General features: G+C 41.0%; 17 protein-coding genes and 1 CRISPR repeat array. Of the genes, 4 read left to right on the top strand and 13 right to left on the bottom strand.

The annotated features are described in order from the left end of the window. Positions 1-179 precede the first annotated feature (179 nt). The 3 genes from V7L31_RS11865 to V7L31_RS11855 all read right to left on the bottom strand — a co-directional run bounded on the left by V7L31_RS11865 (position 180) and on the right by V7L31_RS11855 (position 3,368). Positions 180-527 (bottom strand): XisI protein, encoded by a 348-nt coding sequence (locus V7L31_RS11865; protein ID WP_334696400.1) that lies wholly within the window; start codon positions 525-527, stop codon positions 180-182. A 281-nt stretch (positions 528-808) separates the two neighbouring features. Next, positions 809-1,855: an RNA 3'-terminal phosphate cyclase gene (gene rtcA, locus V7L31_RS11860; RefSeq protein WP_334696399.1), complete on the bottom strand. Its 1,047-nt coding sequence runs from the start codon at positions 1,853-1,855 to the stop codon at positions 809-811. Positions 1,856-2,021: 166 nt separating this feature from the next. Further along, positions 2,022-3,368 (bottom strand): FAD-binding oxidoreductase, encoded by a 1,347-nt coding sequence (locus V7L31_RS11855; protein WP_334696398.1) that lies wholly within the window; start codon positions 3,366-3,368, stop codon positions 2,022-2,024. A 544-nt stretch (positions 3,369-3,912) separates the two neighbouring features. Here V7L31_RS11855 and V7L31_RS11850 point away from each other — a divergent pair. Continuing rightward, positions 3,913-5,121, top strand: coding sequence for an ABC transporter substrate-binding protein (locus V7L31_RS11850; protein WP_334696397.1), 1,209 nt, complete (start codon positions 3,913-3,915; stop codon positions 5,119-5,121). Positions 5,122-5,192: 71 nt separating this feature from the next. Here the strand turns inward: V7L31_RS11850 and V7L31_RS11845 are convergent, their stop codons facing one another. Genes V7L31_RS11845 through V7L31_RS11830 form a run of 4 tightly spaced genes read right to left on the bottom strand, consistent with a single transcriptional unit; the run spans position 5,193 to position 6,227 of the window. After that, positions 5,193-5,312 (bottom strand): hypothetical protein, encoded by a 120-nt coding sequence (locus V7L31_RS11845; RefSeq protein ID WP_334696402.1) that lies wholly within the window; start codon positions 5,310-5,312, stop codon positions 5,193-5,195. Between the two features lie 32 nt (positions 5,313-5,344). Beyond that, complete coding sequence (locus V7L31_RS11840) at positions 5,345-5,536, bottom strand: hypothetical protein (RefSeq protein ID WP_334696396.1); 192 nt, start codon at positions 5,534-5,536, stop codon at positions 5,345-5,347. Beyond that, positions 5,523-5,723 (bottom strand): hypothetical protein, encoded by a 201-nt coding sequence (locus V7L31_RS11835; protein ID WP_334696395.1) that lies wholly within the window; start codon positions 5,721-5,723, stop codon positions 5,523-5,525. The genes V7L31_RS11840 and V7L31_RS11835 overlap by 14 nt, the downstream gene beginning before the upstream one ends. Positions 5,724-5,744: 21 nt before the next feature. Continuing rightward, positions 5,745-6,227, bottom strand: a complete 483-nt coding sequence (locus tag V7L31_RS11830) for a tetratricopeptide repeat protein (RefSeq protein ID WP_179065562.1) — start codon at positions 6,225-6,227, stop codon at positions 5,745-5,747. 923 nt (positions 6,228-7,150) lie between these two features. On the opposite strand from V7L31_RS11830, the gene V7L31_RS11825 reads away from it, so the two are divergent. Continuing rightward, on the top strand, positions 7,151-7,552 hold the full coding sequence (locus V7L31_RS11825) for a DUF2294 domain-containing protein (protein ID WP_334696394.1): 402 nt from the start codon (positions 7,151-7,153) through the stop codon (positions 7,550-7,552). Here the strand turns inward: V7L31_RS11825 and V7L31_RS11820 are convergent. From V7L31_RS11820 to V7L31_RS11810, 3 genes are all read right to left on the bottom strand, one after another. After that, positions 7,537-7,920 (bottom strand): response regulator, encoded by a 384-nt coding sequence (locus V7L31_RS11820; RefSeq protein ID WP_334696393.1) that lies wholly within the window; start codon positions 7,918-7,920, stop codon positions 7,537-7,539. The two genes, V7L31_RS11825 and V7L31_RS11820, sit on opposite strands and share 16 nt — an antisense overlap. 218 nt (positions 7,921-8,138) lie before the next feature. Next, on the bottom strand, positions 8,139-8,324 hold the full coding sequence (locus V7L31_RS11815) for a hypothetical protein (protein ID WP_334696392.1): 186 nt from the start codon (positions 8,322-8,324) through the stop codon (positions 8,139-8,141). Positions 8,325-8,362: 38 nt separating this feature from the next. Further along, positions 8,363-9,679, bottom strand: a complete 1,317-nt coding sequence (locus tag V7L31_RS11810; protein WP_334696391.1) for a CCA tRNA nucleotidyltransferase — start codon at positions 9,677-9,679, stop codon at positions 8,363-8,365. Positions 9,680-10,076: 397 nt separating this feature from the next. Between V7L31_RS11810 and V7L31_RS11805 the strand changes: the two genes are divergently transcribed. After that, positions 10,077-10,325, top strand: a complete 249-nt coding sequence (locus V7L31_RS11805) for a Ycf34 family protein (protein ID WP_069074638.1) — start codon at positions 10,077-10,079, stop codon at positions 10,323-10,325. 310 nt (positions 10,326-10,635) lie between these two features. After that, positions 10,636-11,251: direct repeats of the CRISPR family, unit length 35 nt; unit sequence GTTTTAATTCCTTTACCCCTCACGGGGATGGAAAC. A 49-nt stretch (positions 11,252-11,300) separates the two neighbouring features. On the opposite strand, the gene V7L31_RS32600 is transcribed toward V7L31_RS11805, so the two are convergent. Further along, on the bottom strand, positions 11,301-11,435 hold the full coding sequence (locus V7L31_RS32600; RefSeq protein WP_442944409.1) for a hypothetical protein: 135 nt from the start codon (positions 11,433-11,435) through the stop codon (positions 11,301-11,303). A 695-nt stretch (positions 11,436-12,130) separates the two neighbouring features. On the opposite strand from V7L31_RS32600, the gene V7L31_RS11800 reads away from it, so the two are divergent. Further along, positions 12,131-13,225: a nucleotidyltransferase domain-containing protein gene (locus V7L31_RS11800; protein ID WP_334696390.1), complete on the top strand. Its 1,095-nt coding sequence runs from the start codon at positions 12,131-12,133 to the stop codon at positions 13,223-13,225. Positions 13,226-13,286: 61 nt separating this feature from the next. Here the strand turns inward: V7L31_RS11800 and V7L31_RS11795 are convergent, their stop codons facing one another. Both V7L31_RS11795 and bchI read right to left on the bottom strand, forming a co-directional pair. Beyond that, entirely contained in the window at positions 13,287-13,583 is a 297-nt protein-coding gene (locus V7L31_RS11795; protein WP_334696389.1) for a hypothetical protein, read from the bottom strand. Between the two features lie 167 nt (positions 13,584-13,750). Then, entirely contained in the window at positions 13,751-14,875 is a 1,125-nt protein-coding gene (gene bchI, locus V7L31_RS11790; RefSeq protein WP_334696388.1) for a magnesium chelatase ATPase subunit I, read from the bottom strand. Positions 14,876-14,996: the final 121 nt, after the last annotated feature.

Raw genomic sequence — 14,996 nt, 5'->3', positions numbered from 1 at the left:
TCTTACCCTAGCTCTGATAGCGCCATTTTGTTTCAAACCTTATTGCTGATCAGGCAAGTCCGCTTGTCAATAGGCTTTGAGATGCGCTAACCCTGAGCGTAATACGCCTTTTCAATTGTAGGTGAAATATCTACGATGCTGTAAGCCACAGAGCGATCGCCTCTGTAATCACTCTGCTTTTAACCCACAGCATAGTCACTCATTTTCCGCATGAAAGGAGGATGAAAACCTAACACAATATCTTGTTTTGGTACACCCAAATCAACTAAATTTGCTGTAATATCATGCTCCGTTGAATTGTAAAAAATCCAGATTTTCTCATTACGAATATCAAGATGCATTACACAATGATGCACCCAGCGCTTATGCTGCCAACCTAGATGCACAATTTGATAGTGATTTCGCTGCGGATCAAAAATAGTCTCAACCTCAATCTCACCATAAGCTGGCTTAACTTCTGCGTAATCCATCAACAATTGCTGCACAATTTGCTGATAGTTCGTTAATTTATCCGTTACTCCTTCCATAGTGAAATTTGCTCCAATTCAATAGATTCCGTAGGTGTTGGAACCTCCCAGAACGTGAGGCGAGGCAACGAGTGTAAGCTGTGAGGAACGCAATTACCGCTACACATTCCCACAACTGAAAGAGTAGCACGCTATCATTGAGTCAGATTCTTGGAAAATGCGATCGCTCTCTCGAAAAGACAAAGTAGCTCGATCATAGCTCTTCCCGCATGATGGAATCGTAATCCTGCCCCATAATGTCGCAATGACGCTTAACCAAAAAGCACTAATAAACACTTATTTCATCTAGTCAAACTCTTTACTGACACTATTCTCTCAGCTTCATCTACCGTAATTTGCGCCAGCCCAAATTGTTCAATTACGGCTGCATTTGTCGTCAAATGTCTACTTACCTCAGCCACTCGATACTGACTTCCTTGTGACGCTAAAGCAGCTGGCAATAATAACTGATCTGCTAAATGTTCATCTACTGCTGCGCCAGTGTAATGAAACTCAAGAAGTTGCTGACAAGCAATCTCTGCAACTGTTTCCGCCGACAACCGCAAACGCCCAAATCCACCAAAGCCAGTCAAACTGTTTTCATACTCAGCAGTGAGAAAAATACCCGCCCCTGGTGCTACCCCTCTTTCTCGCAAAGTCTGTATAGCAACTTTCAAATGGGCTTCACGTAACAAATTTTCGGCCCGATTCGCCATCCGTTGGGGAATATGGGAAGGCAATTCCGTCACTACTGCTATTCCCCGCACTTGTTGTAAATTGCCCCGTTCCAACAAGTTGATCCCGCCGAGTTTACCACCGCCATCCACCTGTAATTCTACCTCTCCCCCACCTTGAGGAAACCAACCCCAAGCGCCTAACTTGACTTGGGCTTCTACACCCATACGTTGCAGTATCGGCAAATAAACTTGCTCAATATATGTCACTGTCGGGCTAAAGTTCACATGAGTTCCGCCCTTGAGTGTTACCTGGGAATTACCAGATGCTAGTGCCAAAGGTAAGAGAATTGTTTGTAAAACCAGAGCGATCGCACCCGCAGAACCACCTTGTTGTGCTTTACTAACATCAAAGGTATAAATTCCCGCTTGCACAGCACTACCTGGAATGAATTCTAGCAGCGTTGAACCTAAAGCATCACCCTGTAGTTGAGCATTACAAATTCTCGCCGCAGCCCGAACTGCTGTTAAGTGTTGTGCGGCTAACCCTGGTTTTTTGCGTCCAGCGCGAATGCCTGTAATTCGTATGGGTTCGCCAGTAATGGCGGCTAGACTTAAGGAAGTGCGAAGAACTTGTCCGCCTCCCTCTCCGTAGGAACCGTCAATTTCAATCATGGGCGATTCTGAGATGTTGGATTTTGGGTTATCCCCACGGCTCTTAAAATCAAACCACAAATTATAAACGCCCAGCAACTAGCTTTTTGGTATGAGGTTACACAAATATACAGAGAAACTAGCTACGGTATACCCATGCAAATTTTACCAATCCTCAATCTCCAGTTCAATTTTGAATTTGGAATTGAATAACCTTGCTTTTACCGGGATTCATCAACCCATAAGGATCAACAATTTCTTTAAATTTTAACTGCTCAGGATCGATAATTTTTCTACCGCCGTCTTCAATAATATATGTGTGGGGATTAGCAATACTCACACCCTGTTCTTCGTGATAACGGATAATCTCGTTGAGGCGTTCTTCTGTGGTGTAACGCACAAGTTGCAAAGCACCAGGAACTACAACACCATTCACCCGAAAAAATTCTAAATGCATCATTACCTCATCGCCGAAGTGATGATACATTTGCTCTATTAGTTGCAAACTGTGCTTGCCAGGAAACATACTTTGTAAGTAGGTAATACCCGTATCTACACTCCGGGCAAGTAAGGTGGTATGGTTCCAGCCAAATTCTGCTAAATGTATACCTTTAGCCGCTTCTTCTGCTGGTTTTCTATATGTAATCTGGCCGCCGTATTGCTGCACCAAACCCGGTAAGAATTCCAAACTCGATTCAGCAATTATCAAAAATACTGGGTGTGTCCCTTCAGGAATGTATTCTTGTAAGGCGTGAAAATATTGGGGAATTTGGGATGCAAAGACAGAAATCAACTTCTTAATCATGCCATCAGCATTGCCAAGAGCCTGACCAAACTTTGCTGCTGTCATAAACTCATTAAATGTCACAATGACTTCTGCCCAAGGATAAGCTGGCCCTAAGGGGATTTCGACTTCAGTGATAATGCCATTAATTCCCCAAGCATGATTTACCTTTTGTACATCGTCGCCGCGCAATGCGATCGCACGGGGTTGATCTTCTACAGTTACCACTCGCAATGCTAGGATATTACCGCGTTCGGCTAGTAACCCATATTGGATTGAACCAATGCCCCCACTACCCCCAGCAATAAATCCGCCAATTGTCGCTGTGCGGTATGTGGAGGGTGCCATGCGGATTTCCCAGCCGATTTCTTGTGTTTTTTTATCCAAAGCTGCCAACTTCACCCCAGCTTCTACCCGCGCTACCCCCGGTTTTACCCAAGGAATCTTTTGCATCCGCGTCATATCTAAAATTACGCCACCATGCAGTGGTACACATTGCCCATAATTCCCTGTTCCCGCACCCCGTACAGTTATGGGTATGCGGTATTTAGCACAGGCAGCTGCAACTTTTAAAACTTCTGCTTCATTGGCGGGACGCACTACGATATCCCCAACTTTTCCCTCTAGTTTTGGTACTAGCACTGGGCTAAAGGTGTGATAATCCTGAGATAATTTTGCGACTTGGGCGGAATCGGTGATGGTTTCTATGCCTTCTAGAGAAATAATCAGGGCATCTAATTTTGTCGTCATAATATATCCTTTTTTTTAACGCAGAGGGGCGCTGAGGGAAGCGCAAAGGTTCGCAGAGAAGTTAATTCTCTGCGTAAACCTTTGCTACCTGATGCGTTTTAAAATCCCAGTTTTTTTGTTTCACAGCACTTTCATGCCACTTACTTAATATAGCTAATTCTAGTCAGCAATGAAATTATTAAATACTAATAAATCTCCAGAAATGATATAAATTAATCCAGTCTATATCAGCCAAGAATACTTGTAGAGACGGCGATTTATCGCGTCTCAAAACCCAAAGTTGTTGCCAGTAGCTCTTAAATAAAGCGGATTAAGATATAAAGAGTTAGATGTGTTAGTCGCACAAATATATCCCATACTAATAATGCTAGATTTTCAAATACCATCGATACGAGAAAGTCAGCAGAAAAGATTTATCATTTTTTGTAATTGAGTGCAACGGATAACCATATATAACTTCAAAGTTAAATGTTAAAACTCTAGCGATATTACTATTTGATGTATAATCCATTATTATCCTAGCAAACATCATCTTCACGCATCTATGAAAAAATCTCTCATCCATCAAACTGCTTTACTCTTTACATACTCTATGCTGCTGGTGGCTTGTGGTAAAAGTGGCGGTAATGATGGCAATTCTGCCAATAATCCAAATGCTATTCCTATCGGGATTGCCTTTGCACAAACGAGCAATGTAGCATTACTTGGTCAAGAGGGAACTGATGGAGTAAAAATTGCTGAAAAGTATTTTAATAACAAAGGAGGTATTAATGGTAGACCAATTAAATTAGTCTATCAAGATACTAGTGGCGATGAAGTTGGTGCTATTAATGCTTTTCAAACTTTAATTAGTAAAGATAAAGTTGTTGGCATTATTGGCCCTACCCTATCACAACAAGCTTTTAGTGCCGATCCTGTTGCAGAACGCAATCAAGTTCCAGTTATTGGGGCATCAAATACTGCTAAAGGTATTCCCGAAATTGGTGATTATGTGGCTCGTGTTTCTTCATCTGTCGCTGTTGTCGCTCCTTATTCGGTGAAAGCTGCACTCAAACAAAATCCTAAACTCAAAAGAGTAGCTGTATTCTACGCTCAAAATGATGCTTTCAATAAGTCGGAAACAGAAATATTTCAGAAAACAGTTAAAAATTTAGGATTGGATTTAGTTACAGTCCAAAAGTTTCAAACTACAGATACCGACTTTCAAGCTCAGGCCAGCGATGCGATTAATTTAAAACCAGATTTAGTGATTATATCTGGATTAGCTGTAGATGGAGGTAATTTAGTTAAACAATTACGAGAACTTGGTTATAAAGGAATAATTGTTGGTGGCAATGGTTTTAACACATCTCATATATTTTCTGTGTGCAGAGCGCTTTGTGATGGCGTGATTGTGGCTCAAGCTTATAGCCCTGTATATCCCAGTGAAATTAACATCGCATTTCGCAAAGCCTACCTTGAACAATATCATAGAGAACCACCCCAAGTAAGCGCTCAAGCTTTTGCTGCTTTACAGGTATATGTAGAAGCTCTTCAATCTTTAGATAAAAAAAGCAACATTAACAACCTTAAACTGCCACAATTGCGTACAGAATTGAATAAGGAATTACTAACAAAAAACTATCAAACTCCTCTCGGTGAAATTGCTTTTACACCAACAGGTGATGTAATTCAAAAAGAGTTTTACGTTGCCCAACTCAAGATGGAACCAAATGGTATCAATGGTAAATTTTCTTTTTTAAGCATAAAATAGTTGCAAGATTACCGAATTGGAAAGATAGTTGTAGGGATACTTTTGATCGTCGGTAAAACCATAGTTAGCTTCTAGTAATAGCCAATAATGTTAGCAGCAGAGACATAAATTGCTTTGCCTTTAAGATCGGCAAGGGTTTTAATTGCTGGGTTGGGATGTGCAATCAGACACCAGGGGTATTTCTGGAAAATTGCTGTGACTGTGATTTTGGGAATATTTTGTGCTACATGTTTAAGGCATCCATGCCATAACCTATAAAGAAATCTACCGCACTCCCCATCAACAATTGAGTACTACTGGGAACCTGAGGGTCGCTCATTTTGATAGTTACATCTAAACTGTACTCTTTGTAAATACCAGTGGCGTCAGCACAGCCTGTCGTAGATATCGCCTGATAAAATCTAAAATCCACCATGTTCTACTTGTGCTATCCAATTTGTACCAAAGGTAACTTTATTCAACTGAGAACTGCTAGTTGACGGTTGGTTGCTGTTAGTACAAGCAGCAATAATGCTGTTACCAACGCAGATGGAACCGTATTGAATAAAATTGCGGCGACTAAGGCGATGAATTGCTGTTGATGAGGATGATGACGGATTCATAAAACAGTATAACTTTCTCTCCTATCTGCCGTTGTAGCTAAATCTAAACGTACATTCTAGAATCAACTTTTGATTCACTAGCGAATAGGGCTGAATTTCTAAAGCGCGCTGAAAAGCTCTGATAGCCTGACTATACTCTCCTAGTGCCGCATAACACAAGCCCATACCATGAAGCGCACCAAAATGTATTGGATTTATCTGCACAACCATCTGACAATCTGCTAGAGATTTTTGATAATCACCAACACTGTAATAGAGGAAAGCCCGACGATTCCAGGCTTCAGCAAAGTCTGGCTGGTCTTTAATTAGTGCTGTCAGCGCTGTTTCAGCTTCAGCAATTTCGCCTGCATCCAGTAATTTTTGACTGCGGTCAATTATTTCCAGCCCATAGATTCCCTTTTGCTGAAACCAGATCCGCCAGATTTTTCTGGTTGCTTTGTCCCGGACTGTGGCATCGGGGTTTTTTAACTCTTCAAGTAAGGAATTGATAGATAAAGAATCCATGAATTTGAAATCAGTGAATATACCTTTGTATTAACTTTCTCACAAAATATATCGATTAAATCATTTTTAAAGTCATCTTTAAATTTGCAGTGATTAATTGCTATTTATGAATTTTCTGTGTTCTTGACTGTATTCAGCAATGTGACTAATACCATGCTACATATTTAGACTCTTGAAGAAGAGTTTAGAATTCTGAATCCAGGAATTCAGAATCAAGATGCCTACAGACTTGCTTTCTCGTGTCCGTGAACGTCTTGAAAATTTGGTCAATCGCCATGAAATGAGAAAAAGCCGACCATAAGGTATTTTTGCGGCAACTGGGGGCATGACAGTGTATATTATGGGTGATTTAGTGCGATCGCTGCTCTCAAAAACCCTGTAGCTATGTGGGTATAAGCATAAATGCAACGATTCTGACGTGTTTAGCTGTTGAAAAAGGACTAGGGATTAGGGATTGGGTGCCAAACCCTTAAAATTATGGGAGCTTTTACCCACCACCAAAGAACAGGGAATTTTGGATGGATGCTGGGGTTGATGCTATAAGCACAGGTGAGGCATATTTTTTTATACCATGAAAAAACCTTGAGAGAAGACTCGCTAACGCTTCTCTACGAGACGCCAAAGGCGAACACTATCAATTGGATATTCAGACCCGTGACTGATTGGAGACCACCAAATTTTCAATTTTGTGGGGGTGCAAAAACGCCAATTATTCATCCCCCAGTCATACAGCATTCATTCTGAATTCTGACTCCTGACTCCTGAATTCTGTTCGATAAATCCATAGCAAACAATCAAGTTAATTCACTAATTTCATACACAACATTGATTGATTATTTCTGACAATTTTATAATCGTCTACTATAATGTTGAATACTTCGACTCTGAAACTCGAATGATAAATATTTACATCATAGCTGCTAATGGTAAAAGCGAATATTGGACAATTAGAAAGAGAACTATCACAGCGGATAATCAAATTCTATAATGATAGAATAGGTAAGCCTCCTAGCCAAATTATTTGCCATTTTTTTGATACTGAAGTTGTCATTTCTTTAGAAAACTCAGTTAGCCAAGCTGAACAAACTCTACTGAGGGGAGGTTATGATAATTTAGCTGAACAAGTACGATTATATTTAGAGAAAATAATTAAACCAGAATTGAAAAGTTTGATTGAGGAAATTATTGATAAGCCAGTTATTGACCTCACGATCAACACAAATTTAGCAACAGATCGTACCGGGATTATTGTGGTTTTCAATCAATTATCTGAGGCTCATAATCCCGAATCTATATCCCAAAGTAAATGTCAAGAATGTGGCTGACTAATGTGGCGATTGATTACTACTTCTAATTGATTAAAATCATAGGGTTTAGTAATGCAATCATCAAATCCTGTGACCATTGGGGATACTTCATCTTGTGTCATTGCTGGAGGTGCTACTGCAATGATTGGAATAGTAGCAGTTTTTGAGTCGTGTTTGAGGTCATCAATGACTTGGTTAGCACTCAAATTAGATAGCATCATATCTAGCAAAATTACATCTGGTTGATGAGTTTGTGCTAATACCACAGCCCTCACTCCTTGTTTGGTACAAATGCATGAGAAATTTAATGTTCCTAGATGAGAATTAAGCAGTTCTAAATCATGTAGACTCTGTTCTACAACTAAAATTAAAGGCTGTTCATTCATAAGCAAGTAGTTAATCCTGTCTAATAAAAGCTACGCATAAAAATTCCATCTATCAGGAAATTTTTGAGGTCTTTTTTTATAGTAAGTACTTAAGTAAATATACGACGATAGATTCAGGTAACTAATTAAGGCATAAAACGAATAGGCTGGTGTACAATCCATTAGATTGCTCATTTCCGCTGAATTTTAGGGAATAATATAACAAGATAACTATAACGTCAAGCAAATATTAGCATAACTGATGTATGTAGTTGCAAAGGTTGACTAAAAGAATTGCGATTTTTTATTAAGTAGGTGATACGTAAAGGACTTGGGGTTGTGGATTTACCAGCCTTACGCAAAGATGCCAAAATTGCGTAGGTGTATCCCGCACTGCGACAAAGGTTAGCGATCGCCCCAGACATTGCATAAGGTAATATCAGTAGAGATGGATTAAGTATATTTAACCATCAAGTAACTGACGTGCAAGAGCGATCGCTTCTGTAGGTGTTGAGACTTTCCCCTCAGCTTGTGCTACGGCAATTTCTCTTAACAGTTGGCCGATGATTGGCGAAGCCGGAATATCTAATGCCATAATCAACTCCTTCCCGCTCAGTAGCGGAGTGGGATGAGCGACCAAATCATCAGGGTTCAGGTAGCGGTTAATCAAAGATGCTAAGACTTGCCAGCGTTTTGCTTTAGTTTCCTCTGTTGTAGTGACAGCTGGGTGTAGTAGTTTGTCAGCAGATATCGCCTCTACGAAATTATCAACTGCTACAGCTAGCACTGCCGTGGCGGGAAAAATAATATCTGCGTCATAGAATAAAAAGTATTGTTCTCGCAAGGACATATCGACTATTTGAAACTGGGGTAACAGTTTCAGTGCAGTAGTTACACCCCGAATTTCGGCACGACTATAAGTGAGTTCTTGTAGCTCTATTTCTGCTAATTCGGGATTTGGGTTGACAAGACAAGCAAGTTTGGCAATACCTAACCAAGTGGTTTTGATAGTATCGCGGACAGACTCTTGCAGTTGTACCCCTAATTGTTGCCAATTTTCTGTAAGTAAGGCAGCTGCATTGTCAACTGCTGCTAGTTTGAGTAAGTTTTCACGGGTGGCGTTTTTGAAGAAAGGAGCAAGTAAACCATCTTCCCAAGCGCTTGTAATCCAAGGAGTACCTTGAGAATTTGCCAGTAAATAGCCAATTTCTACCCTAAATCGTTCGGCTGCAATTGTGCTGATATGTGATGCCAAAGAACGAATTGCGGCTTGGGTAGCTGGCTCAATAGTAAAACCTAGTTGAGCAGCTTGGCGATAACCTCGCATTAACCGCAAAGGATCGTCTTCTAGGTTTGCGGGTGAAACCATTCGCAAAATTCCCTGTTGTAAGTCTACACAACCTTGCAGAGGATCGATAATTTCTTGCGTATGGGGATTATAGGCGATCGCATTTACTGTAAAGTCCCGTCTGTGCAAATCAACTTCTAAGCTATCTCCTTCCTGTTGGGCAAAATCGGCTGTAGCGTTGGGAAAAACCACACGGGCAATTTGTCGCTCGGTATCAAGTAGTACAAAACCAGCTTTATAATGATGAGCGATCGCTCTCGCTACTTTTACCGCCTTAGATGGGATAACAAAATCTAGATCCAGATATTCGCGAGTTCTGCCAAGGATGGCATCTCGGACAGCGCCACCTACCATATAAGCAGGTTGTGGCAAAAATTCCAAGCTGAAAGGCCAATTTTCGGGAGCTAGGCTAGAAGGAACTGATTCGTGCATTGTAATAAAACAGGAGTCAGAATACAGAATGGGCTACGCCCCGCTGCGCTAACAGAATTCAGAATACTCTATCCCTTTATGGGTAGAGTTTTAAGGCGAGAATATTTTAATTTTTTTCGTCCACCAGGGGCGAAAGCGCGTAGCGTGACGTACCCCTACGGGGATATTGCTACGCGGTAGCGTCTCTAAGAGTTGTACGGTTTTAACCAATATTCAGACGCGACTCGAAAATACTCGCTTGCCGCCGGCGCTATCTATCACCCACTCGTACAGAATTCATACTGAATTCTGACTCCTGAGTTCTGAATTCTTCTTATAAAAATCAACCCATCAACTCATGAATAACAGTTGGGCTTAAGTTACATTAACAATAAAGGCCCCTGGAGTTGGTTCTATTATGTGTATTTGCGTGAACTGCCACTATGTAGACAGCTGTGTTACCTATCATGCCGTGGAAGGGCAGCACCAACAGCCTCACTTGACTGAAACACCAGATTTTGATCCGAATGAACCTTCTATTAATGTCAACATTCGGACTCAAGATGATGTAATTGAAATGGAATGGGACGTTGTTGGTTGTCTGAGCTTTAAGCGGGAAACCGGTAAGTGGTCGAAATTGCGTCCTGGTGAATTAGTACCAACTTGATAATTCAAGAGTAGTATGTTACACTCGCGCTCATTAATAACAGAACCTTGACAATTCAATCACAAGTTTCTTGGTGAAAGCAAAAGTATTTATTTTGACTTTGCACACGCAAATTTTTCGCGGGGGTATAGTGATCGCCAAAACCCTTATTATTTCGTTGACCCCCGCGAAAAGCTTTCTAGGTAAGCTTTTGAGAAGGGTCTACTAGGGCTAGATTCTCAATAAATGTAGCTTATTGACAGGTAAATTAGACCCCCCGCGAAAATGGGTATCTGTAACCCTGTCTGCATAAGGCTTCTAAATGGGTAGGGTTTTAATTCCTTTACCCCTCACGGGGATGGAAACATCTGTAAATTATCTTTTTACCAGATTGAGATTCAGGTTTTAATTCCTTTACCCCTCACGGGGATGGAAACCATCTAAAGTTGCTGGAGGCAGAACATTGTCCCACCCTGTTTTAATTCCTTTACCCCTCACGGGGATGGAAACAAGTCCCTATAACCTGAAAGCTCAGGGTAGCTAAGAGTTTTAATTCCTTTACCCCTCACGGGGATGGAAACGCGTCGACGCACAAGACCTGATTTAGGTGTCGTCAGGTTTTAATTCCTTTACCCCTCACGGGGATGGAAACTTTCAGATTCAATATCAACCAAAAAACCAAGTCCTTGTTTTAATTCCTTTACCCCTCACGGGGATGGAAACTCAAGTAATTCTGCATTTTCTGGTTTTAACAACTCAGAAAGTTTTAATTCCTTTACCCCTCACGGGGATGGAAACCCTTTCGGTATCGTTGCTTAATCTTGTTACTTTATTCTGTAGTTTTAATTCCTTTACCCCTCACGGGGATGGAAACTTAAGCTGCAACTTTATTGTTACAGCTTACGAATTCAGGTTTTAATTCCTTTACCCCTCACGGGGATGGAAACCCGGCCAATCCCATTTTCTAATGAAGAGAGAAGACGTGTTTTAATTCCTTTACCCCTCACGCAATACGGTTCGGTTAAGGTTTTTTGATGAAAATTCTAGATCGTAGAGACGGCGATTTATCACAAAAACGCGATAAATCGCCGTCTCTACAATAATCAATCTTTTGTTTTGACGACGATTCATCGCGTCTCTTGCCTTAGGGAACTTCAAGAAATAAATTATCCAATATTGTGGGGTGGGCATCTTGCCCGCCCAGTCATAGTGCGGGCGAGACCCCCACCCCACAAGAGTTAATTGCATATTTTTTTATTTGGAAGTCCCTTAACCGAACAGTATTAGTTGCTAAATAAGACTTGCAAAGCATATATTGATATAAATATATATCAAAATTCTGGACTTTTTAAAGAACTTATGATAAGTGGGTTATTACCTAAGAGGGTGCTTGAAAAGCCCTGGCGATTAGAAATGAATGCCCAATTGTCATTGCGTTCGCCCCTGGTGTTCCCGAAGGGTATGGAGCGAAGCGAAATGAAGCAACCGCAAAATCTTGGAATTGCTTTGCTACACTCCGTTTCGCTCGCAATGACAGCTTTTGGATCAATCATTCTGTGGAGTTCTCTAAGTCATTTCCCCTTTTCTCGTTTTCGGGTTATGGTTGGCTTAGTTATATACCAGTACAGTTCAGAATGAGCAACAAAACCCTTAGATAGAGACGCGATAAATCGCGTCTTCAAAGATCAATTATTTACACAAATAACCTTAACCCAAGCGTATTGAGTTATCTATGGGCTGAGTACCGTGATTCACTAAGCAACGAATCGCACAAAAACACTTTCCTGAAGTGTGTGGACATATCAAGATGACTATATTTTAATTAGATGAAAAGAATAGAAGTTGAGCAAAGAACTATTTTAATTGGCTTGGCTGGTAGCCACGGTTATGGTTTAAATCGTCCTGATTCCGACTTTGATTATCGGGGAGTATTTATTGCACCCAAAAGATATTACTTGGGATTTGACCACATAGAACAAAAAGATACTGGTTGGGATGAACCAGGAATATTTCCATTCGTTGATGGTAACAAAGACACAGTTATATATGAATTAAGAAAAATTCTCCAGTTATTAGCTGGCGCTAACCCCAATGTTTTAGAATTACTCTGGTTGAATAACTATCCTTTTTTAAGCTCAGTCGGACAGCATTTAATTGATCATAAACAGTTATTTTTAAGCAAGAAGGTAAAACATACTTACACTGGTTATGCATTTGCCCAAATCAAAAAGATGGAAACTCATCGTAAGTGGTTATTAAAGCCGCCGCAAAAAAAGCCAATACCATCTGACTTCGCCATAGAAGACGAAACACCCCTCAATAAAGATGAGTTAAATGCTTTTCTAGAGTATCTTTATAACTTAATCAGAGGAAGGATTGAGTTTTTGGAAGAAGCTGAACAATTATATCAATTGTTGACAGCAGATATTGATTTTAAGGGAGTGCTAAAACAATATACTTTACCCGATGAAGCTTTGGAATATACCCAAAAGTTAACCAATAGCCGTAAAGATTTTATCCGTCTGCTTCAGAAAAGCCAAAGCTATCAAATAGCTTTAAGAGAATGGAAGGCTTACTTATCTTGGCAAGAAAATAGAAACCCGGCTAGGGCAGAAATGGAGAGAAAGTCGGGTTTTGACCTCAAACATGGGATGCACTGCATTAGATTGTTACGCAGTGGAGTAGAAATATTGCGCCGAGGTGAAGTGATTGTAGATAGAAGAATAGCTGGTGATTTTGAGGATTTAAAAGCTATTTTAAAGGGTGAGTATTCTTATGAGCAGGTGATGAAAATGGCAGAAGATTTGGTTGCCGAAATGGAAGTTGTTTACGAACAATCTACCCTACCTCATAAACCTGATTTGGAGCAAATTAATGAGTTGTGTATGGGATTGGTGGAAATGCAAAAATGGAGTCATTAGTCATTGGTCATTGGTCATTAGTGCTTACAAATGACAAATGACAAAGGACAAATGACAAATTTTAAAGAGTGTACATTAAATCAGCAAAACCATAGAGGCTGATGATGAGTAGTAGGGATGCTGTTAATTGGGTAATTCGTGTCTGTGGTGAAGGGGCGATCGCTTCCCGCACTAAGATAGAAACAGATGCCCCAACTACTAAGCTCAAGCCTAAGATTAAATAGGGTATATCGGGTAAAATACTGGCTATTGCCAGCATGGCGATCGCTAATAAGAGCATCAATAATTCTACAAACCTGGGCGGGTTGTATTGACTAGATAAAACAAAGCTGTTGAACCAAAAAGACCAGAATCTCATATTTTAGTGCTGAGTTAGGAGTTATTTACACAGTTCTGAGTGCTGAGTTAGGAGTTATAAGTTAGAAGTTGTGCATTATATACTACTCAGTGCTGAGTGAGGAATTAAAGATTATGAGTTATGAAGCAGCTTTCCATTCAAAACTCTTAACTCCTCACTCCTAACTTTTAACCCCTAGCCCCTAATTTTTGACCTGTGCCGTTCTTTTGTGCAGTATCACTTTCTGGTAGTTCGACGCCAAAGATGCGGCTAAAAACTTTGGCGACTTTGTAGCCAGAATCAATCGATTCTAAAGGGTCTTTCCGCAATCTGTGACGCAAACATAGGGTAATTACGCGATGGATATCATCAACTGTAACTTCAGTGCGTCCTTCATAAGCTGTTAAGGCTTTGGCGGCGCGGTTACTAACAATGTCACCCCGCAAACCATCTACATCCAGTTCTGAACAGACTTCAGAAATTTTCACCCGGAGATCGTAGTCAATTTTCACTTCTGGCAAAAGCTGTTGAGCATTGACAATTTGCTCTTGTAATGCTTCTTGCTGGGGTTTGTAGTTTTCGAGAAATACTGGCGGATTTTGGTCAAAATCCGCCCGTTGTTCTACGATTTGCACCCGTAAGGCTGGTTCTTTGACTGTGTGAATTTCTGCGTGCATCCCAAAGCGATCGAGTAATTGGGGGCGTAGTTCGCCTTCTTCCGGGTTCCCAGAACCCACAAGCACGAAACGCGCCGGGTGACGGATAGAAATGCCTTCGCGTTCTACAGTGTTCCATCCACTGGCAGCGGAGTCCAGTAACACATCTACAAGGTGGTCGTCTAGTAAGTTGACTTCATCCACGTAGAGAATGCCTCGATTAGCCTTTGCCAGCAGTCCCGGTTCAAAGGCTTTGACACCTTCAGACAAAGCTTTCTCAATGTCGATTGTGCCACAAACTCGGTCTTCTGTAGCTCCTAGCGGCAGGTCTACCATTTGGACTTTTTTGTGAGCTACGGGAATTTCTGCCCCTTGTTCTAAGAGTTGGCGGACTTCATCGCTCATCAAGTCGGGGTCGTTAGGATCGCTACTGAAGGGGTCATTAGCAACCACAGAAATTTCTGGCAGCAGATCCGCCAGCGCCCGGATAGTTGTGGATTTTCCGGTGCCGCGATCGCCCATAATCATTACACCCCCAATTTTGGGGTCAATCACGTTCAATAGCAGCGCCAGTTTCATTTCTTCCTGGCCCACTATTGCCGTAAAAGGAAATACTACGCGACGCGCACTTGCCGTGGATTGAGCAGTTGGACTCACTAAATTACCTTAACAATATTTTTCTTATTACAATTCTTTATTGTGACACAGGTAGGGCATGGGGGAATGTGAAGATCGGAGAGATGAGGGGGAGAATATAAATTACCTCTTTCCCCTCTGC

It is taken from the genome of Nostoc sp., assembly GCF_036916655.1.
Classification (GTDB): Bacteria; Cyanobacteriota; Cyanobacteriia; order Cyanobacteriales; family Nostocaceae; genus Nostoc.
This window is presented reverse-complemented; position numbering and strand designations above follow the sequence as displayed.